Origin of the sequence: Cryobacterium sp. M23, from assembly GCF_002929655.1 — a bacterium.
In the GTDB taxonomy this organism is placed as follows: domain Bacteria; phylum Actinomycetota; class Actinomycetes; order Actinomycetales; family Microbacteriaceae; genus Cryobacterium; species Cryobacterium sandaracinum.
This window is the reverse complement of record NZ_PJJV01000082.1, coordinates 160793-180532: the sequence shown is the minus strand read 5'-3', so window position 1 is coordinate 180532 and position 19740 is coordinate 160793. Positions and strand designations below refer to the sequence as shown.

The 19740-nt window shown below is 69.0% G+C and carries 19 protein-coding genes, 1 pseudogene and 1 riboswitch; of the genes and pseudogenes, 6 read left to right on the top strand and 14 right to left on the bottom strand.

Translation table 11 applies throughout. The features are described 5' to 3' along the window. Positions 1–26: 26 nt before the first annotated feature. Together CXY82_RS16365 and CXY82_RS16360 are read right to left on the bottom strand one after the other, a co-directional pair. Positions 27–1361, bottom strand: a complete 1335-nt coding sequence (locus CXY82_RS16365) for a DUF445 domain-containing protein (protein ID WP_233199392.1) — start codon at positions 1359–1361, stop codon at positions 27–29. A gap of 69 nt (positions 1362–1430) precedes the next feature. Next, positions 1431–1753 (bottom strand): annotated as a pseudogene (locus CXY82_RS16360) (histamine oxidase); the annotation flags it as partial. A 28-nt stretch (positions 1754–1781) separates the two neighbouring features. On the opposite strand from CXY82_RS16360, the gene CXY82_RS16355 reads away from it, so the two are divergent. From CXY82_RS16355 to CXY82_RS18195, 3 genes are all read left to right on the top strand, one after another. Next, positions 1782–2519 (top strand): aldehyde dehydrogenase, encoded by a 738-nt coding sequence (locus CXY82_RS16355; protein ID WP_158252213.1) that lies wholly within the window; start codon positions 1782–1784, stop codon positions 2517–2519. Positions 2520–2617: 98 nt separating this feature from the next. Continuing rightward, positions 2618–3373, top strand: a complete 756-nt coding sequence (locus tag CXY82_RS18200; protein WP_233199391.1) for a hypothetical protein — start codon at positions 2618–2620, stop codon at positions 3371–3373. After that, positions 3370–3957: a hypothetical protein gene (locus CXY82_RS18195; protein ID WP_233199390.1), complete on the top strand. Its 588-nt coding sequence runs from the start codon at positions 3370–3372 to the stop codon at positions 3955–3957. The genes CXY82_RS18200 and CXY82_RS18195 overlap by 4 nt, the downstream gene beginning before the upstream one ends. Positions 3958–4045: 88 nt before the next feature. Here CXY82_RS18195 and CXY82_RS16345 read toward each other — a convergent pair whose 3' ends face one another. Beyond that, positions 4046–5029: an aldose 1-epimerase family protein gene (locus CXY82_RS16345; RefSeq protein WP_104171833.1), complete on the bottom strand. Its 984-nt coding sequence runs from the start codon at positions 5027–5029 to the stop codon at positions 4046–4048. A gap of 9 nt (positions 5030–5038) precedes the next feature. Continuing rightward, positions 5039–5926 (bottom strand): DeoR/GlpR family DNA-binding transcription regulator, encoded by an 888-nt coding sequence (locus tag CXY82_RS16340; RefSeq protein ID WP_104171832.1) that lies wholly within the window; start codon positions 5924–5926, stop codon positions 5039–5041. 84 nt (positions 5927–6010) lie between these two features. On the opposite strand from CXY82_RS16340, the gene galT reads away from it, so the two are divergent. Both galT and galK read left to right on the top strand, forming a co-directional pair. Further along, entirely contained in the window at positions 6011–7225 is a 1215-nt protein-coding gene (galT, locus tag CXY82_RS16335; RefSeq protein ID WP_104171831.1) for a galactose-1-phosphate uridylyltransferase, read from the top strand. Further along, positions 7222–8382 carry a galactokinase gene (gene galK / locus CXY82_RS16330; protein WP_104171830.1) on the top strand — a complete coding sequence of 387 codons (1161 nt, stop codon included), beginning with the start codon at positions 7222–7224 and terminating at the stop codon, positions 8380–8382. Before galT ends, galK begins: the two co-directional genes overlap by 4 nt. A gap of 178 nt (positions 8383–8560) precedes the next feature. On the opposite strand, the gene CXY82_RS16325 is transcribed toward galK, so the two are convergent. Beyond that, positions 8561–9457, bottom strand: coding sequence for an ABC transporter substrate-binding protein (locus CXY82_RS16325; protein WP_104171829.1), 897 nt, complete (start codon positions 9455–9457; stop codon positions 8561–8563). 200 nt (positions 9458–9657) lie between these two features. Next, on the bottom strand, positions 9658–10134 hold the full coding sequence (locus tag CXY82_RS16320; RefSeq protein WP_104171828.1) for a YbaK/EbsC family protein: 477 nt from the start codon (positions 10132–10134) through the stop codon (positions 9658–9660). Positions 10135–10183: 49 nt separating this feature from the next. Between CXY82_RS16320 and CXY82_RS16315 the strand changes: the two genes are divergently transcribed. Further along, positions 10184–10732 carry a gamma carbonic anhydrase family protein gene (locus CXY82_RS16315; protein ID WP_104171827.1) on the top strand — a complete coding sequence of 183 codons (549 nt, stop codon included), beginning with the start codon at positions 10184–10186 and terminating at the stop codon, positions 10730–10732. A gap of 172 nt (positions 10733–10904) precedes the next feature. Here CXY82_RS16315 and CXY82_RS16310 read toward each other — a convergent pair whose 3' ends face one another. The 8 genes from CXY82_RS16310 to CXY82_RS16275 form a co-directional block, all read right to left on the bottom strand. Further along, positions 10905–11789, bottom strand: a complete 885-nt coding sequence (locus CXY82_RS16310) for a bifunctional methylenetetrahydrofolate dehydrogenase/methenyltetrahydrofolate cyclohydrolase (protein ID WP_104171826.1) — start codon at positions 11787–11789, stop codon at positions 10905–10907. A 244-nt stretch (positions 11790–12033) separates the two neighbouring features. Continuing rightward, complete coding sequence (gene glyA / locus CXY82_RS16305) at positions 12034–13332, bottom strand: serine hydroxymethyltransferase (RefSeq protein WP_104171825.1); 1299 nt, start codon at positions 13330–13332, stop codon at positions 12034–12036. 42 nt (positions 13333–13374) lie between these two features. Continuing rightward, a riboswitch (ZMP/ZTP riboswitch) is annotated at positions 13375–13464 on the bottom strand. A gap of 6 nt (positions 13465–13470) precedes the next feature. After that, positions 13471–13809, bottom strand: coding sequence for a monovalent cation/H(+) antiporter subunit G (gene mnhG / locus CXY82_RS16300; RefSeq protein WP_104171824.1), 339 nt, complete (start codon positions 13807–13809; stop codon positions 13471–13473). Continuing rightward, positions 13806–14069: a monovalent cation/H+ antiporter complex subunit F gene (locus CXY82_RS16295; protein WP_104100174.1), complete on the bottom strand. Its 264-nt coding sequence runs from the start codon at positions 14067–14069 to the stop codon at positions 13806–13808. Before CXY82_RS16295 ends, mnhG begins: the two co-directional genes overlap by 4 nt. Next, on the bottom strand, positions 14069–14695 hold the full coding sequence (locus tag CXY82_RS16290; protein ID WP_104100175.1) for a Na+/H+ antiporter subunit E: 627 nt from the start codon (positions 14693–14695) through the stop codon (positions 14069–14071). The genes CXY82_RS16295 and CXY82_RS16290 overlap by 1 nt, the downstream gene beginning before the upstream one ends. Then, complete coding sequence (locus CXY82_RS16285; RefSeq protein WP_104171823.1) at positions 14692–16251, bottom strand: Na+/H+ antiporter subunit D; 1560 nt, start codon at positions 16249–16251, stop codon at positions 14692–14694. The genes CXY82_RS16290 and CXY82_RS16285 overlap by 4 nt, the downstream gene beginning before the upstream one ends. Next, positions 16248–16736, bottom strand: coding sequence for a sodium:proton antiporter (locus CXY82_RS16280; RefSeq protein WP_104171822.1), 489 nt, complete (start codon positions 16734–16736; stop codon positions 16248–16250). Before CXY82_RS16280 ends, CXY82_RS16285 begins: the two co-directional genes overlap by 4 nt. After that, positions 16733–19648: a Na+/H+ antiporter subunit A gene (locus CXY82_RS16275; RefSeq protein ID WP_104171821.1), complete on the bottom strand. Its 2916-nt coding sequence runs from the start codon at positions 19646–19648 to the stop codon at positions 16733–16735. Before CXY82_RS16275 ends, CXY82_RS16280 begins: the two co-directional genes overlap by 4 nt. Positions 19649–19740 lie beyond the last annotated feature (92 nt).

Genomic DNA, 19740 nt, shown 5'->3' with positions numbered 1-19740 from the left:
ATTCGGGGCGGGAGTCCAGGGCCGCGTTACACCAGTGCCACAACGGCCTGGGCGAGCGCGAAAATGACCAGGCCGGCGAGCGCGCCCACCACGGTGCCGTTGATGCGGATGAACTGGAGGTCCTTTCCGATCTGCAGTTCGATCTTCTCGGCCGTCTCGGCCGCGTCCCACCGCGCGACGGTTTCGGTGATCACCTCGGCGATCTCGTGCCGGTACCGGCGCACGATGTAGCTTGCACTGTCGGCCAGCCACCGGTCGACGCGGGTGCCGAGGGCCGGGTCGGTGGACAGTCTCCCGCCGACCTCCATGACGGTCGAGCGGATGCCCGTGCGCAACCCGCTCGAGGGGTCGTTCAGCGCCGCCGTCAGGGAGACCTTCACGGCCTCCCAGGTTTTGCTCGCGAAATCGCGCAGCCGGGCGCTGTCGAGCAGTTCGAGCTTGAGCGCCTCCACCCGTTCGATCATCGCCGGCTCGTGCTGCAGGTCGTCGGTCACCTCGACGAGGTAACGATCGATGGCCTGGCGGAGCGGATGCGCGGCATCCGCACGCACGGTGGCCACGAAGGCGAGCACCTCCCGGTGCGCCTTGTCGTCGACCAGCTTGTCGACGAAACCGGGGAGCCAGGTCGGCAGGCGCTGGGACACGGCCCGCCCGAAGGCCTCCGGATGCTCCAACAGCCAGCCCTCGGCCCGTTCCAGCAGCAGGTCGACGGCGGCGTGCTGCTGCCCCGACTCGACCAGCCGCGCCCCCACGTGCCCGATTGTCGGACCCCACTCCGGCTTCAGCAGGTTCTCGCGGGCCACGGTTTCGATCAGCTCCTGGATCGCGTCGTCGCTGAGCAGGTTGAGCAGACCGGCGCCCGCCACCGCGACCTCGTCGGTGAGCCGGCGCGCGTTCTCCTCCTGGGAGAGCCACGCGCCGAGCCGACGGGACGCACCCAGCGATTCGAGCTTGCCACGGATGACCGCCTCGGAGAGGAAATTCGTCTCGACGAATTCACCCAGGCTGGCCCCGATCTCGTCCTTGCGGCTGGCGATGATGTTCGTATGCGGAATGCGCAGGCCCAGCGGGTACCGGAACAGGGCCGTCACGGCGAACCAGTCCGCTAGGGCGCCGACCATGCCGCCCTCAGCCGCGGCGCGCACGTACTGCAGCCACGGGTAGCTCTCCTGCAGCGCGAACGAGGTGGCGAACACCACCGCCATCAGGAGGAGCAGTCCGATGGCGAGCCGCTTCATGCGGATCAGGGCCGTCAGGCGCACGGCGTCCGGCAGGCTCAGCGGCGGCCGGGCGGCGGCTGCCGCCCGTGCTGCACTTGGACCGGTCTCGGTCTGGTTGCTCTGCCTCATCTTCTCGGCCATCCTCCCAGACTGCCGGATCGGGGCCGGGGAGGGAAACCCGTCTTCCCTCGACCCCGGCGCGCTGCACACTCAGCAATGGCAGTGTCCCTCTTCGACGGGCGTCGACGGCGGCACATCGAGCACCGGGCTGCGGTCGAAGAAGCCATCGGGCTTCAGCTTGAAACCAGCGGTGTCCACGGGCCTGATCGGCCAGTCCTCGATGCGCGGATAGTGGGTGAGGCCGAACGTGTGCCAGAGCACGATGTCCTGGCCGTCGATGTCGCGGTCGGCTTCGATGTAGGCAGGCCGGCGCCGCCCGCGTGCTGATTGACGAAGTCGCCGGTCGGGTAGCGCTCGTCCTCGGCGTACCGGGTCACCCACAGGTCCTTAGTCGCGAAGGCCGCCCTTCGTGCCGGTTCCACCGCCGTCGGCCGCTCCATCGTGCTCCGCCGCCTCGAACCTCAAGAAGATCACCCTCGAACTCGGGGGCAAGGCCCCTTCATCATCACTGCGGACGCCGACATCGACGCGGCCGTCGGCGGCAACCTGGCGGGCGGCATGCTCAATTCCGGGCAGGTCTGCACGGCCTACACGCGGTTCTATGTCAACAAGAAGCGCGAGGCCGAATTCGTCGAGAGAATGGCGGCCGGGGTCTCCGGCCTGAAGCTTGGCGCCGGGATGGACCCCAGCACCCAGCTGGGTCCTCTGGTCTCTCAAAAACACCTCGCCCACGTCGAACGGATGGTTACGGTCGGCCGTGCCGAGGGCGCGGAACTCGTGACCGGTGGCGCCCGGGCCGGCGAGGTCGGCTTCTTCTTCCAGCCGACGGTGTTCGCCGGTGTGCGCGACGACATGGCCATCGCGACCGACGAGGTCTTCGGGCCGGTGCTCTCGATCATGTCCTACGACGATGACGACGACCTGCAGGAGCTCATCAACCGGGCCAACGACACCGACTATGGGCTCGCCGCCACGGTCTGGACGAAGGACCTCGAGAAGGCACACCGCCTGGCCAACGGCATCCGTGCCGGTGCGATCTTCGTGAACATGCCACCGGTGCCGGATATGGCCGCGCCGTGGGGCGGGTTCAAGACCAGCGGCTGGGGCAACGAGATGGGTCCGTATTCGATCGACGCGTACACGCAGGTCAAGGGCGTCTGGATGCACTACGGCAGCTAGCCGCACGGGTTTATCGCGGCATCCGTTCGTTTTCGCGCACTCGTCGACTCACGCACTCGTCAACTCACGCAATCGTCAACTCAATGAGGAGTAAACCCATGACGACCACTCGCAGTACCCCTCCGTCCGACTCCCAGACCACCCTACGCACGGGACGCCTCGGTGTGATCGGCATCGTCTTCTTCGTGGTCGCGGCGGCCGCACCGCTCGTGGGCATGACCGGCGCGGTCCCGGTCGCGATCGTTCTCGGTAACGGCGCGGCCGCCCCGGGCGCCTACCTCGCCATCCAGCTGGCGATCTACGGGTTCTTCGGCGGACTGCTCGGCGCCCAGGTCGGCCTGCTCCCCTGGTGGGCGTGGGCGCTGCTGGCCTGGGCGACCGTCACGCTGCTCTCGCTGCTGAGCGTGGATGTCGGCGCCAAGGTGCTCGGCGTGCTGATGCTGCTCGAACTCCTGGCACTGGTCGTCACCTCGGTCGCCATCCTGGCCGACGGCGGGCCGGAGGGCCTGAACTTCTGGGCCTCGTTCAACCCGGCCGCGATCCTCGCCGGCGAGCTGGCCGGCTCGGCGGGCATCGCGTTCGCCTTCGCGTTCGCGTCTTTCATCGGCTTCGAGGCCACCGCGATCTACGGCGAGGAATCCAAGGACCCGAAGACGGTGGTCCCCCGCGCCACCTACCTGGCGGTCGGAGTGATCACGGCGCTGTTCGCCCTGACGGCGTTCGCCATGGTCACGGGAATGGGTGCATCCTCGGTCGTCGAGAAGACCGTGGAGCTGTCGAGTCTCGACGGGGTTCCCCTGGCCGAACCGGCCGCGGTGCTCTTCTCCCTCGCGACCCAGTACGTGGCACCGTGATGGGCGTCCTGGTGATCTCGAGCCTGTTCGCCGGACTGCTGGCCTTTCAGAACGCGGCCAGCCGTTACCTCTTCGCCCTCGGCCGCGGCGGCGCGCTGCCCGCGCCGCTCAGCCACGTCAACGGTCGCGGCGCACCGAGCACCGCCTCCCTCGCCACGTCGGTCCTCACGGGTTTCGTCATCGTGACCTTCGCCGTTTTCCGGCTCGACCCGGTGCTCAACATGTTCTACTGGTTCAGCGGCCTCGCCGTGGTGGCGATCGTGCTCATCGAGATCCTCGTCTGCATCGCGGTGATCGCGTTCTTCCGCCGCAATGCGGGCAGCGAGAACGTGGTCCAGACCATCATCGCCCCGGTGCTGGCCACCATCGGTCTGATCCTCGGCGAGTACCTCCTGATGAGCCGCTTCGGGCTCCTCGCCGGCACGGTGGCCGAGGGCGTGGACCCGACGATGTCATCGTGGGGCCTGAGCCCGATCGGCTGGGTGCTCGTGTCCCTGCCCTTCGTGCTCCTGCTCGTCGGCTACCTGCACTCGCTCTGGTCGCACACCGAGAACGAGGCCCTGGTCAAGGACGTCCTCTCGTAGCCGGCAAGCCGTGAAACGGGGTGACCGCCGCGAGGCGGACACCCCGTCTCTCTGCCCGGCGGACCGTGATGGGCGCGGTGATGCCGGATCAGAGGCGAAATCCCTGGTGGCGGATGCCCCAGCGCACAGACCAGGACTCCCCCGGTTCGACCCAGCGCAGCCCCGCGCCCGAATTGAAGGCATTCGCAGGGGCCGTCATCGGCTCGATCGCCACCGCCAGGCCCAGGAACGGGCCGCCCGGCCCCGGGAAGGGGAAGTTGCGCGGCGTGAAGACCTGAACGTTGCGAATGTTCCGGTCGCCCCAGATCGTGACGCTGCGGCCGTCAGGCGCGGTCAACGAGGCCACGCTGGGGGTGCCGGACTCCTCGCCGGTCACGTCGGACCGCACCTCGGGAGCCTCAGGCCCCACCCCGCCGAAGCCGTCGTCGAGATCGACGTCACCCACCCGGCACCCCGTGCGCAGGTCGAACCGGGTGCCGACGACGGAAGATTCCCCGACGGGGTTCTGCCGGTCGTCGACGTCGATATGGGTGCGCGCCGCGATCGTGAGCACGAGGTCCTCGGTGGGAACGCCGCCGATCTTCGGGTACGGATGCGCGCCGAGCGCTACCGGGGCCGCGTCCCGGCCCACGTTCCGCACCGTGTGGGTGACCGCAAGACCGTTGTCGTTGAGCGCATACCGCACGGTCGTGTCGAGCAGGAACGGGTATCCGGCCTGCGGGAAGACCGTGGCGGCCAGAGTGACCGAACTCGGGCTGCGGTCGAGCATGCGATAGGACGAATACCGAAGCAGGCCGTGGATGGCGTTTTGCTGTTCCGGCTCGGTGAGCGGCAGGCGCTGCACGACGCCCTGGTGCCGCCAAAGGCCGTCCCGGATGCGGTTGGGCCACGGCATCAGCACGATGCCGGCGCCCCACGGCGGGGTGGCCTCGGGCGCGAACGGCTCGACGAGGTCTATGCCGTCCACGGAATACAGCCGGAGGCCGGCGGCCACCTCGGTGACGATCGCCAACGCAGGCCCACTCGGCGTGGCTACCCTCAATTCATACTGGAAACCCGTTGCAGCGCGCATAGTGTCAACCTACTCCGGCTGCAGAACGGTCAGGCCGGCCTCGCGGAGGGGCGCCAGCATGACCTCGTCGGCCGCGGCATCCGTCACCAGGGTGTCGAACGCGCGCAGCGGGCCGACCTGCCCGAGGTGCACCTGGCCGAGCTTGGAGGCGTCGGCCACGACGACCGCCCGGGTCGCGGCGGCCAGCATGAGCGTTTTGACCCCAGCCTCGGGGAGGTTGATGTTCGTGACCCCGTAGCCGGCATCGACGCCGTTGCAGCCGATGAAAGCCAAATCGACGTGAACCTGGCTGAGCACCGTCCGTGCAAGTGGCTCGACCAGGGAGTGCTGCAGCGGTCGGAGCGAACCGCCCGTGACGATCACGGTGTACCGCGGGATGGCCGGCTCGAGGGCGAGGGCGATGCTGAGCCCGTTCGTGATGATGACGACGTCGGTCAGATCGGTGCGGGCCAGCAGCGCGTGGGCGATAGAGAGGGTGGTCGTGCCGACGTCGAGGAGGATGCTCTGCCCGCTCGTGACGAGGGCCGCGGCGAGCACGCCGATCTGCTGCTTGGGCAGCACGGACGACGCGAGGGCCTCCTCGAAGGAGAACTCCCGCAGCGGGCGGCCGCTGGGTGGCGCGGCCGGAACCGCCCCGCCGTGCACGCGCTGCACCGTCCCGGCAGACTCAAGCACGTTGAGGTCGGCCCGCGCCGTGACGCCGGACACTCCGAACGCCTCGCGCAACTCGCGCACTCGTACGAAACCGCGCTCCCCGACGAGGCGCTGGATCTGCTCCCGCCGCTGGTGGGCTGGGAGCGGGCCGCGGTCGCCGGGCCCGTCGCTCACGTCGATGAGGTCGGCCGTGGCGGTCGATTCGGTCGATTCGGTCGATTCGGTCGATTCGCGAGAAGCCATGCCTAATCTTCACTTAGTTTACTTTGGTTTTCAACCTAAAAGATCTGATTTCACATGTGCAAATCAGATAACGTTGCTTTCGCCATGAACACACCAGACTTTGTAGCCGACACCGGCATCATCCGTCACCGCCACACCCTCGCCGATGGTCGGGACCTCATCTACTTCGATGACCCGCAGTCCAGCCTGCCGCCGGATCGGGCGGCCGACCTGCGCGAACTCGACCCGCGCCCGGCCACCGCCCGGATGCGCCAGGACCCGCTCAGTGGCGAATGGGTCTCGATCGCCGCCGCCCGCCAGAACCGCGTGTTCCTGCCGCCCGCGCACCTGGACCCGCTCGCCCCGTCGACGCCGGGGAACCCGTCAGAGGTGCCCAGCAACTACGACGTGGCCGTGTTCGAGAACAAGTCGCCCTCGTTCGGGCCCCTCCTCACCGACGCCGACGCCCCCGCCGGGCTCGACGACCTGAACACCATCGGACTGAACCGCGTCCGCACCTCGGTCGGCCGCTGCGAGGTCGTCTGCTTCAGCCCCGAGAACGAGGGTTCGTTCGCGAGCCTGTCGGTCGTGCGCGCCCGCACGGTGATCGAGGCCTGGGCCGAGCGCACGTACGCCCTGTCACAGCTACCCGGCGTGGAACAGGTCTTCCCGTTTGAAAACCGCGGCGAGGCGATCGGCGTCACGCTGCACCACCCGCATGGCCAGATCTACTCCTACCCCTACGTCACGCCGCGCACCCAGCGCGTGATCGCCTCCCTCGACCAGTACGGACCAAACCTGTTCGCGGACATCCTCGCCAGCGAGCAGGCCGGGGGCCGGGTCATTCTGACCGGCGAGCACTGGACCGCCTTCGTGCCGTTCGCCGCGCGCTGGCCCATCGAGGTGCACATGCTGCCGCACCGGCACGTGCCCGACTTCGCGGCGACCAGCCTGGCTGAGCGTGATGAGCTCGCCGTGCTCTACCGGCGGCTGTTGCGCGGCATCGACGCCCTCTACGACACCCCGACGCCGTACATCGCGGCCTGGCACCAGGCCCCGGTCTCGGTGCGCCGCGACGAGATCCGGCTGATGCTGCAGGTGACGAGTCCGCGCCGGGCCGCAGACAAGCTGAAGTTCCTGGCCGGGTCGGAGGCCGCCATGGGCGCATGGATCGGAGACGTCACGCCCGAGCAGGCGGCCGACAACATTCGCCGCGCGGTCGAACGCTCCGCCGGGACGGACGCGACCGAAGCGGCGGCCGGCGCCGCGGCATCCGTTCCCGCTATCAGCACCACACTCGAAGGGCAGGCCCACGCATGACCGATCTCATCCAGACCGTGACGGATGGCTTCACGAGCCGCTTCGACGCGGCCCCGGCCGGACTCTGGTCGGCCCCCGGCCGCGTCAACCTGATCGGCGAGCACACCGACTACAACGACGGGTTCGTGTTTCCCTTCGCGATCAACCGGCGCACGCTCGTCGGGCTCGGCTTGCGCGGCGACCGCCAGCTGCGGGTGGCGAGCTCGTTCGCCGCGGAAACCGTGGAGCTCTCCCTCGACGACCTGACTCCGGAGAACCTGGCCGGCTGGTCGGCGTACCCGCTCGGCGTGGCATGGGCCCTCGGCCAGTTCGGCGCCGACCTGGCCACCCTGCCCGGATTTAACGTGTTCATCGACTCTGACGTGCCGATCGGGGCCGGACTGTCGTCCTCCGCCGCGATCGAGAGTGCGGTTGCCGTGGCCCTGAACGACCTCTGGCAGCTCGGACTCGACCGGCGCATGCTCGCCCGGGTGGGCCAGCTGGCCGAGAACCGGGCCGTCGGGGCTCCCACCGGCATCATGGACCAGTCCGCGTCCCTGCTGGGCGAGGCCGACTCCGCCGTCTTCCTGGACTGCCGCACCCTCGAGGCCGAGGTGATCCCGCTCGGATTCGACGGGGCCGGCCTCGACCTGCTGGTCATCGACACGCGGGTGAGCCACGCGCACTCGACCGGCGGGTATGCCTCGCGCCGGGCATCCTGCGGACTGGGTGCACGGATGCTGGGGGTCCCCTCCCTGCGCGACCTCACCGTGGACGACCTCGGCCGGGCCGCCGACGTGCTCGACGACGAGACGTTCCGCCGGGTGCGGCACGTGGTCACCGAGAACCAGCGCGTGCAGGACACCGTGCGCACCCTGCGCGAGCAGGGACCGACCGCGATCGGCGCCCTCCTGGACGCCTCGCACCTGTCAATGCGGGACGACTTCGAGATTTCCGTGCCCGAACTCGACCTCGCCGTGGAGACCGCGCGCGGCACCGGAGCGATCGGCGCCCGGATGACCGGCGGCGGCTTCGGCGGCGCCGCCATCGCCCTTACCCCGCGCGCCCTGATCCCCGCGGTCACGGCGGCGGTCACGGCCGCGTTCGCAGCCCGGGCCTTCGCGGTCCCGGACCTGTTCGTGGTGCGCGCGGCCGACGGGGCGGCGCGGGAGCAGTAACGCAGCGGGAACTCGCCCCACGTGGCTAATTCAGGAGAAGTCGTGCCGCCCCCCGTGCGCATCCGCAGACCTGTGCGGGTGCGAACGAGGTTCGGCGGGGATCTCCTGAGTTAGCCACGCACGCGACGGCCGAAATCGGTGCCCGGGGTCGAGGCGGCGCGCAGCGGCGGCGACGTGCCTAGCCCCTCGCGCCGGCGTTGAGTGTGATCGTGTCGAGGCCGCCGTCGACGACCCCCCAGTCGTCCAGAATCGCCTCGTAGGTGCCGTCGTCGACCAGCGACTGTAGCGCGGCCTGCACGGCCTCGGCCATCCCGGAATCCTTCTGCACGGCCATACCGTATGGTGCCGCCTCAAACGTCTCTCCCGCGGTCTGCAGCTTGCCCGTCAACTGTGCGATCCCGTAGAGGGTGACCGGGGAGTCGGCGCTGAAGGCGTCCGCCTGGCCCAGCGCGACGGCATTCGCCGCGGCATCCTGCGTGTCGAGGGGGACCTTCTGGATCGGCGGTTTGCCGGCGGCGACGCAGGCGTCACTCTTCGCCGGGATCTCGACGGTGTCCTGGTAGGTCGTGGACTGCACGGCGACCTTGAGGCCGCACGCATCGTCGGGGTCGACGGTCGTGCCCGCGGGCGAGGCCCACTGGATGCCTGCGAGGTAGTAGTTCACGAAATCGACCTGCTTTTCACGCTCCGCAGTGTCGGTGAAGGACGACATGCCGACGTCGATCTTGCCGCCGACGACATTCGGGATGATGTTCTCGAATTTGGCCACCGTGTACTGGGCCTCGAGCCCGAGCTTGGCGGCGATCGCATCACTCAGGTCGATCGCCCAGCCGATCGGTTCGCCGGCGTCGTTTTTGAACTCGTTCGGCGCGTAATTCGGGCTGGTGCCGAAGACGAGCTTGCCCGGGGTCGCGGTCGTTTCCGGGAGGAGCGCGGCGGCCTCCTCGTCGGTGGTCACCACCTCGGCCGCGGATCCCTCCGTGACGCCAGTCGTCGGAGTGGAGTTGTCCACGCAGGCGGTAAGCAGGAGGGCGGCCACGGCGGCCAGGGCCGGGAGAGCATGTCGAGCGCGCATTTGAGCATCCTTTGTGAATTTTTCGCCATCGAAGTGATCAGAGGTGCAACTCTGCCGAGTCTATGTTCAGTGCCGGTCGCGCCCGGGACGTACCGGGCATCCGTCGCCGTACGCCGCCGAACTGTGACTTTGCCCACCGGCGAGGGAGCCATTCTCCCGGCCCGGCGGTGCGCGAGTGGCGGAGATGAGGCCGTCGGGATCTAGGGCGCGACGGCGGTGGGCTCGCCGCCGGTGATTCGCACGAGTTCGTCGAACGTGGTCGGGAACACGGTGTGCGCGTGGCCCGCAGCCGCCCAGACGACCGGGAATTCGGCGAGGGCGACGTCGACCAGGGTGCGCAGTGGCGACGGATGTCCCAGCGGCGCGACCCCGCCGATCACCTGACCGGTGGCCTGCCTGACGACATCCTTCGAGGCGCGTCCGATCGTGCCGCCCAGTCTGTCCCCCAGCCACGCCGCATCGACCCGGTGAGCCCCCGAGGTGAGCACGAGCAGCGGCTCACCATCGAGGGTGAAGACGAGCGAATTCGCGATGGCGCCACGCGAGATGCCGAGCGCCTCCGCGGCGGCGGCCGCGGTTGTGGCCGCATCGTCGAACCAGCGAATTTCCGGGTCCAGGCCGTGGGCGCGGAGAGCCTCCCGAACCCGGTCGACGGACGGATGCGCGGAATTGACCATGCCGAAATCCTAGAGCCTGCGCACGAGACAGCCCGATAGGCTGACGCGTATGACTGCCGACAGCGCTGCCCGCATCATCACCCTGCCCGACCGACCCGGACCGGTCGTGGCCGAGACCGCCTACGTCGCCCCGGGCGCCGTGGTCGTCGGCAACGTCACCCTGGCCGAACACGCCAGCGTCTGGTACAACGCCGTGCTGCGCGCCGAGGCGGAACCCATCCGGATCGGCCCCGGCTCCAACCTGCAGGACAATGTCTCCTGCCACGTGGACCACGGATTCCCGCTGATCGTCGGCCGGAATGTATCCGTCGGGCACGGGGCCGTGCTGCACGGCTGCACGGTCGAGGACGGCTCGCTGATCGGCATGATGGCGACGGTGCTGAACGGCGCCGTCGTCGGTTCCGGGTCCCTCGTCGCCGCCGGAGCTGTCGTGCTCGAGGGCACCGTCATCCCGCCCAGGTCGCTGGTCGCCGGCATTCCCGCCAAGGTGCGGCGGCCCCTGACGGATGAGGAGGTGGCCGGCCTCGGCCACAACGCAGCGGAGTATCTGCGCCACTGCGCCCTGCACGCCTCGGTGACGGCGCTGCCGCAGCGCTGAGCCGGCCTGCCTCACGCTCGCGGCGCGGGCTACGACTCACGGCGCAGGGAATACCGTGCGCCGGCTTCCACAGCGTGCGCCGCGACGGCGGCACCACCGAGCCTCGCCCGCACGGCCACCTGCGCGAGCCCCGAGAGGCGACCGTCACGAGGCGACCGCCCGTGGCGCCCGGCTACCTGCTGAGCGACAGCTCGGCTGCCTTCACCACGTTGCACAGCAGCATGGCGCGGGTCATCGGGCCGACGCCGCGCGGATTCGGGGACAGGAAGCCGGCGACGTTCGCGACATCCGGGTGCACGTCACCGGTCAGGGTGCCCTTGCCGGTGATCGGGTCGGTCACCCGGGTGATGCCCACGTCGAGCACGGCGGCGCCGGGCTTCACCCAGTCCGCCTGGATCAGGTGCGGCACGCCGACGGCGGCCACGACGATGTCGGCGCGCCGCACCTCGCCGGGCAGGTCGACCGTGCGGGAGTGCGTCAGGGTGACGGTGGCATCCAGACCCTTGCGGGTGAACAGCAGTCCGAGCGGGCGCCCGACGGTGAGGCCGCGCCCGACGACGACGACGCGCTGGCCGACGATCGGCACGTCGTAGCGGCGCAGCAGCTCGACGATGCCGGCCGGGGTGCAGGGCAGCGGCGAGTCCAGCTCGCCCTCGATGCCGAGCACCAATCGGCCGAGGTTCGTCGGGTGCAGGCCGTCGGCATCCTTCGACGGGTCGATCAGTTCGAGCATGGCGTTGTCGTTGTGGCCGACCGGCAGCGGCAGCTGAATAATGTAGCCGGTCACCTCGCGGGCGGAGTTCAGGTCGGCGATTGCGGCGCGCACATCGGCGCTGGTCGCCGACGCGGGCAGGTCGACCCGGATCGATTCAATGCCGACCTCGGCGCAGTCGCGGTGTTTGCCCGCGACATACGAGCGCGAGCCCGGGTCATCGCCGACCAGGAGCGTGCCGAGCCCGGGCACGATCCCGTGCGCGCGGAGCTCCGCGATCCGGTCGATGAGCTCGGTCTTGACCACGGAGGCGGTCGTGACACCGTCGAGGGTTATTGCCGTCATTGTGGATCCATTCAGTCGGTCGGTCTGACGTTTAGAGGTGCTCCGGTGCTCCGGTGCGCAGGTGCGCAGGTGCCGGAGGCACGTGCGAATCCGACGGAGATTTTGGGCAACACGCCGGTGACGGATGCCTCCAGCGGGCTTTCGCAGCAAAATCTCCGTCGAATTCGTTCGCAGGCCGTACGCCAGGGTGCGGAGCCTGCGGCGATGACACCCGGGTCGAGGGCGGCCGGGTGCGCGGCGGACGTTACTGCTGCAGACCGGGGTACAGCGGGAAGGCCTCGGTGAGCACCTTGACGCGGGCGCGGAGGCCCTCGATGTCGGCGTCGGGCTTGAGCGCCTCGGCGATGACGTCGGCGACGACAGTGAACTCCTCGTCGCCGAAGCCACGGGTGGCCAAGGCAGGGGTTCCGATGCGCAGGCCGCTGGTGACCATCGGCGGGCGCGGGTCGAACGGCACCGAGTTGCGGTTGACCGTGATGCCGACCGCGTGCAGGGCGTCCTCGGCCTGCTGGCCGTTGATCGGCGAGTTGCGGAGGTCCGCGAGCACGAGGTGCACGTCGGTGCCGCCGGTGAGCACGTCGACGCCGCCGGCGCGCGAGTCATCCGCCATCAGACGGTCGGCGAGGATGCTGGCACCGCGCAGGGTGCGCTCCTGACGTTCCTTGAACTCGGGCTCGGCCGCGAGCTTGAACGCGGTCGCCTTGGCGGCGATCACGTGCATCAGCGGGCCGCCCTGCTGGCCGGGGAACACGTTGGAGTTGAGCTTCTTCGCCAGCACCATGTCGCGCGAGAGGATCAGACCGGAGCGGGGACCGGCGAGGGTCTTGTGCACGGTGGTGGACACGACATCCGCGTAGGGAACCGGCGACGGGTGCAGGCCGGCGGCGACGAGTCCGGCGAAGTGGGCCATGTCGACCCAGAGCAGGGCGCCGACCTCGTCGGCGATGCTGCGAAAGGCCTCGAAGTCGAGGTGGCGCGGGTAGGCGGACCAGCCGGCGATGATGACCTTGGGCTTGGTCTCGAGTGCCGTCTCGCGCACGACGTCCATGTCGACCAGGAAGGTGGTCGGGTCGACGCCGTAGGCGACGGGATTGTAGAGCTTGCCGGAGAAGTTGAGCTTCATGCCGTGGGTGAGATGGCCGCCGTGGGCAAGTTCCAGACCGAGGATGGTGTCGCCGGGCGTCGCGATGGCCGAGAGCACGGCGGCGTTCGCGGTGGCGCCGGAGTGCGGCTGCACGTTGGCGTAGGCGGCGCCGAAGAGGGACTTGGCCCGGTCGATGGCGAGCTGTTCGGCGACGTCCACGTATTCGCAGCCGCCGTAGTAGCGGCGTCCCGGGTAGCCCTCGGCGTACTTGTTGGTGAGCACGGAGCCCTGCGACTGCAGCACAGCGCGCGGCACGAAGTTCTCGCTGGCGATCATCTCGAGGTAGTCGCGCTGGCGTCCGAGCTCCTGCTCGAGAACGGCGGCGATCTCGGGGTCGACGACCTCAAGGGGCTCGTTGAATGTGGACCGCAGAACGGTGGATGGCACGGATTCGGGCACGGGTTCTCCTCAGACTTCTTGTTTAACGACGTGATGATCAATCGTCGTGGCCCAGGCGTGCGGTCACCAACCGTGTCAGTCGCTCCCCGATGGTGACCCATCTTTCGTGCTACGCCAGTCGCGACAGGGTCGATCTTATCAGTCGGGCCGGGTGCCGAGCTCATCGATTATGAGCACGTCGACGCGCACATGGTGGGTGTCATAGGCGGCCCGGCCCACCATGTGCGCTGCGACCGGGGCGGTCAACGCCTGGAACACGACGATGGCCATGACGAGGGTGACGGTGCCCACGGTAAAGTTGTTCAGGGCGACGTCGGCCGTGATCGCCATGAAGCCGAAGATCTGCGGTTTGGTGGCGGCGTGCAGCCGCGATAGTACGTCGGGGAAACGGATGACGCCGATTCCGGCCGCGAGGCACATCACGGCCCCGGCGAGCACCAGGACAGCCGAGATCACGTCGCGCAGTTCGTCGCTCATTCGGTGTCCCGCACGGGCAGGAAGCGGGCGACGCTCAGCGAGCCGAGCACCGCGAAGAGGGCGAGGACCAGCAGCACCGGCAGCGTGTCGGTGTGCCGGTTGAATGCCATCTCCGCACCCATGGCGCAGATCACGGTCGCGACCAGGACATCCGAGGCGATAACCCGGTCCAGCACGGTCGGTCCTCGCACGATTCGATAGAGGGCGCACAGGGCACCGGCCCCGAACAGCACCCCGGCAATGACGGCAACGATATGCATCAGGCGGTTCCTCCCCGCTTCAGTTTCTCATTCGCATGCTGGTCGCGTGCGCGCTGGTCTTTTTCACTCCGGTCCTCGCCGCTCACCCGGTGGAGCCGTTCCACGTCTTCCCGGGACCCGAGGGCCATCACGATCCGGCGCTCCTCGGCCAGCACGCCGTTCCGGAACCGCTCCACCTGTTCCGGATGCGCCACGTTCAGCACGTGCAGATAGAGGGTGGACTGCACCCGGTCCACATCGACCACGATCGCCCCGGGAACGATGGACGTCGACACCCCGGTCAGCGTCAGGATGAAGTCGCTGCGGGTGCGCAGGTGCACCGCCACGATCGCGTTGCTGGGTGTGTAGCGCGGGGAGAGCGCGAGGACGGCCACCTGCAGCGAGCCCCGGACGATGTCGAACCCGAGCCGGATCAGGTAGAGCACGGTGTACCACGGGTTAAGGCGCAAACCCAGCTCCACGGCCGGCAGGTAGAAGCCCACGGAGACGAGGGTGGCCAGCAGCGTGCCGGTGAGCAGGTTGAGCCAGGAGAACGAGCCCCAGAGCAGCATCCACAGCAGCACGAGCCCCAGGAACAGCGGCGCCTGGTTGGCGATGGCGACGAGGCGCTGCTTCGGGGTGCTCATGGCGTGCCGTTCGGGAAGACGGCGTCGATGTACGTGGCCGGGTTCTCGATGTTGGCCGCCGCGCGGGTGGTGAACGCGAACACCGGCCCGGCGAACACGGTGAGTGAGACGGTCAGCAGCAGCAGCGCCGTCGTCGCGCCGGTCATCAGCGGCGAGATGGTGCGCGTCGTGACCGTGCCCTCGTCGTCCGGGTCGTCCAGGAGCGCATCGAGCATCGGCGACTCGTAGTCCTCGACCTCGCCGGCCCCCCGCCAGAACGCGATGTTCCAGACGCGGGCCAGGGCGTAGAGCGTGAGCAGCGAGGTGGCGGCGCCGGCGCCCATCAGGATGTAGGTCACCGGTTCGGCGATGTCCGCGCCGGCCTGGAAGAGGGCGATCTTGCCGAGGAAGCCCGAGAACGGCGGGATGCCGCCGAGGTTGAGCGCCCCAACGAAGAACAGGAAGGCCACGAACGGCGCCGCCGTCAACAGTCCGCCGAGCCGGGCCAGCGAGGTGGTGCCGCCCACCCGCTCGATCAGCCCCGCGCAGAGGAAGAGGGTCGTCTGCACCGTGATGTGGTGCACGACGTAGAAGATGGTGGCCGCGATCGCCAGCGGCGTGCCCATCGCGATGCCGAAGATCATGTAGCCGATGTGGCTCACCAGCGTGAACGACAGCAGCCGCTTGATGTCCGCCTGCGCGAGCGCCCCGAGGATGCCCACGATCAGGGTCAGCAACGCCACCACCATCAGCGGCACCGACAGCGGGCTCTCGGGGAAGAGCAGGGTCTGGGTGCGGATGATCGCGTAGATTCCGACCTTCGTGAGCAGCCCCGCGAACACCGCAGTGACCGGCGCCGGGGCCGTGGGATAGGAGTCGGGCAACCAGAACGACAGCGGAAACACTGCGGCCTTCACGCAGAAGGCCAGCAGGAGCAGCAGGTTGAGGATCAGCTGCACGTCCGGCGGGAGGTCCGCCACCCGCTCGGCGATGAGCGCCATGGTGACGGTGCCCGTGGCCCCATAGATCAGGGCGATCGCGCTGAGGAACAGGATGGAGGAGACCAGGCTCACCACGATGTAGGTGACACCGACACGGATGCGCGCACCCGTTCCGCCGAGCGTCAACAGCACGTAACTAGCCGAGAGCAGCATCTCGAAACCAACGTAGAGGTTGAACAGGTCCCCCGCGATGAACGCGTTGAACAGCCCGGCCGCCAGCACGAGATAGGTGGGATGGAAGATCGAAACCGGGGTTTCCCGGTCTCCGTCCACGATGCCCTGCCCCACGGCGAACAGGAGCACGCCGAGCAGCATCAGCGCGGAGACCAGAAGCATGATCGCCGAGAGCCGGTCGACGACGAGCACGATGCCCCACGGCGCATCCCAGCCGCCCACGTGCACGACGGCGGGGCCGATCTGATCGACCTGCACCAGCAGGACCGCGCCGATGATCGCCACCAGCGTCAGGGCGATCACGCTGACCACGATCTGCTGGGGGCGACGGCGGCCGAGGGCGAGGGTCAGAGCGCTTCCGAGCAGTGGGATGGTGACGACCAGAGGAACGAGGAGATTCATAGCTTCATCCCCTTGTCCGGCGCGTTGGCAGGGGCACCGAGCTCGCTCTCGCGCTCGCTCGCGTCGAGGTCTTCCTGGCTGGCTGCCTCGTCCTCGGTGACCGAGCGGAAGGACTCCTCCGTGCTTGCCACGGTCTCGGCCGCATGCTCGTCGGTGACCGTGTCACCCTCGTCGCCCAGCCGGGCCAGCCACCAGGACCGGTAGATCAGCGCGAGGATGAGCGCCGTGATGCCGAAGTTGATCACGATGGCGGTGAGCATGAGCACCTGGGGCACCGGGTCGACCATCGCAGCGTCGGCGGCCGTGCCGGTGACGATGGGCGCGTTGCCGGGGCGGCCGCTCATGATGAAGATCAGCAGGTTCGTGGCGTTGCCCACCAGCAGGAATCCGATCAGCACCCGGGTGAGACTGCGCTCCAGCATCACGTAGACGCCGGCGGCGTACAGGACCGCCATCACGATCACGAGGGTGAGGGAGCCGCTCATCCGGCTACCACCGCGCCCTGCTCGGACTGCGGGTGCGGCTCGGTCTCGCCGGCTTCCTGCTGTCGATCGACCTCGCTGCCGAGGCTGCGCAGGATGTCCAACACGAGACCGACCACGACCAGGTACACGCCGATGTCGAAGATGGTGGAGGTGCCGAAAGAGAGGGGGCCGAGCACGGGTACCGTGGTTTCGAAGTAGGCGGATTCCAGCGGGATGCCGCTGAAGAAGAGCGAGACCACGGCCATCCCGACCGCCAGCACGATGCCGAGCCCGAGGATCTTGCCGGGATCGACGGGTACCGCCTCGCCCAGCTCGTAGCGGCCTCCCGCGAGGTAGCGGGAGACGAGCGCCAGCCCGGCGATCAGGCCGCCGGCGAAGCCGCCGCCGGGAGCGTTGTGGCCGGCGATGAGCAGGTAGACGGAGACGATCATGGCCGGGTAGAACAGCAGCCGCACGAGCACCTCGAGCATGATCGACCGGTCCTTCTCGGCAACCGTACGGCCGGCCAGGAGCCAGGACTGGCGAGTGACCGCATGCCCCTCGGAGGACGCGGCCGGGTCGGCGACGACCTTGCGACGGTGCGGCAGCGACCGGCGTTTGCGGGAATCGCGCAGCCGGGGCACGACCGCGTTGCGGCCCGAGACGAAGAGGAGGCTGGCGACGCCGGTGGCCACCACGATCAGCACGGAGATCTCACCCATCGTGTCCCAGGCACGGATGTCCACGAGTATCACGTTCACGATGTTGCGTCCGTGCCCCTCCTCGACCGCGAGGCGCGGAAGCTCCGCCGCGATGCTTGGGGCCTCCCGTGCACCGAGCGCGATCACGCCGATGGTGCCCATCACGGCGCCCACCAGCACGCCGATCAGCACGCGCCGCCGCCGGTGCATCGGCCGGTTGTGCTGGGCGATCTTCTGCGGCAGCCGGCGCAGCACCAGCACGAAGACGACGACGGTCATCGTCTCGACCAGGGCCTGCGTCAGGGCCAGGTCGGGAGCGCCGTGGAAGGCGAAGAACGCGACGAGGCCGTAGCCCGTGACGCCGGCCAGCAGCACGGCAGTGATGCGCTCACCGACGCGAGCCGCCATCACCGCCGCGACGCCCATGATGAGGGCGATCACGACCTGGCCCGGGTAGTCCCAGAGCACGACCTCCTCGGGCCAGCTGCGGTTGACGAAGGCCGCGAAGCCCAGGGCCAGCACGAAGACGACGAGGATGGTGGACAGGTACTGTGGCAACCCGCCCTGCTGGGCGAAGTGGGTGATGCGCGCCGCGGCCCGGTCGATGCCGCGCACGGTGGAGCCGTAGCCCTGACCGGCGTCGATGTAGGCCGGCACCGTGCCCTGCAGCCGGGCCACGCCCGGCCGCTTCCAGAACAGCACGGCGCCGAGCAGGAGAACAACGGCACTCAGGGCGAGGGCCGGTTCGAAGCCGTGCCAGAGCGCGAGGTGGTAGTCGCCGCCGCCGGGAACGGTGTCGGCGTAGGAGGCCAGCACCGGGTCGAGCAGGAAGACGAGGGGGCCGAGCAGGAGGGTGGCCACGGCGAGCAGTCCCGGCGCCAGCTGGAAGTCCCAGCGGGCGGGGTGCAGGGCGGTGTCTGCGAGGCTGACCCGGGTGCCGAAGGCACCCCAGAAGAAGCGGGCGCTGTAGGCGACCGTCAGCACGGAGCCGACCACGGTGCCGACCAGGGCCACCCAGCCCCATCCGTCGCCGGCCAGGCCTGCCTCGAGGAATGCCGTGAACACGGACTCCTTGGCGACGAAGCCGAGCAGCGGCGGGATACCGGCCATAGATGCGACCGATAGCAGGGCGATCACGGCCAGCACGGGCGCGTTGCGCCCCACGCCGGAGAGCTGTCGCCAGTCGCGGGTGCCGGCCCGGTGGTCGATGATGCCGACGGTCAGGAACAGCGCCGACTTGTAGAGGGCGTGGGCGAGGAGCAGTGCCACCCCGGCGAGCGCGGCATCCCGGGTGCCGAAGCCGACGACGACCATCAGGAACCCAAGCTGGCTGACCGTGCCATAGGCGAGCACCAGCTTGAGGTCGTACTGGCGCAGCGAACGCCACGCGCCGACCAGCATGGTGACGACGCCGAGGGTGACGAGCACCGGCATCCAGCCCGGAGTGTCGGCGTAGCCGGGAGCGAGGCGCGCCACCAGGTAGATGCCGGCCTTGACCATCGCGGCCGCGTGCAGGTAGGCGCTCACCGGGGTGGGCGCCGCCATCGCGGCCGGCAGCCAGAAGTGGAAGGGCACGAGCGCGGACTTAGACAGCGCGCCGACCAGGATGAGCACAATCGACCAGGTGGTAGCCGGGCCGGTGACGGGGTCGGCGACGATCGCTGCGAGCGACGTGGTTCCGGCCTCCACCGCGAGGATGACGACCCCGACCAGCATGATCAACCCACCGAAGGTGGTCACCAGCAACGCCTGCAGGGCGGCGCCGCGGCTCGCCCGTTTGAACGTGTAGTGCCCGATCAAAATGTAGGAGAGCACGCTCGTGATCTCCCAGAAGATGAACATGACGACGATGTCGTCGGATGTCACCAGGCCGTACATCGCGCCGGCGAACGCCAGCAGGACCGCGGCGAAGCGCCCGAGCGCCGGCTCGTCGGCGCTGAAGTAGCGGGCGCAGTAGACCAGCACGAGCGCGCCGACCCCGGTCACGACGAGGGCGAGCAGCCAGGCGAGGGTGTCGACGCGGAATGAGAGCGAGATACCCAACGCGGGAATCCACGGGACGCTCTCGGTGATCGCTCCGCCGCTCGACACGGCCCGGGTCTGGGTGAGGGTATAACCGAAGACGGTCGCGGGGAGCAATGCGATGACGTAGAAAACACGCAGCGAGAGCCACCGCGTGAGGATCGGGGTGAGCGCGGATAGGGCAACAAAAGTCAGGAGGATTGTCGCCATGCGGCCTCCCGGCTCTCGTGAAGTCAGAATATCGAGTCAGTCTACCGGAGGCCGTGGACGCCGACCCCGTGCGGGGGCGGCTAGGGTTGGCC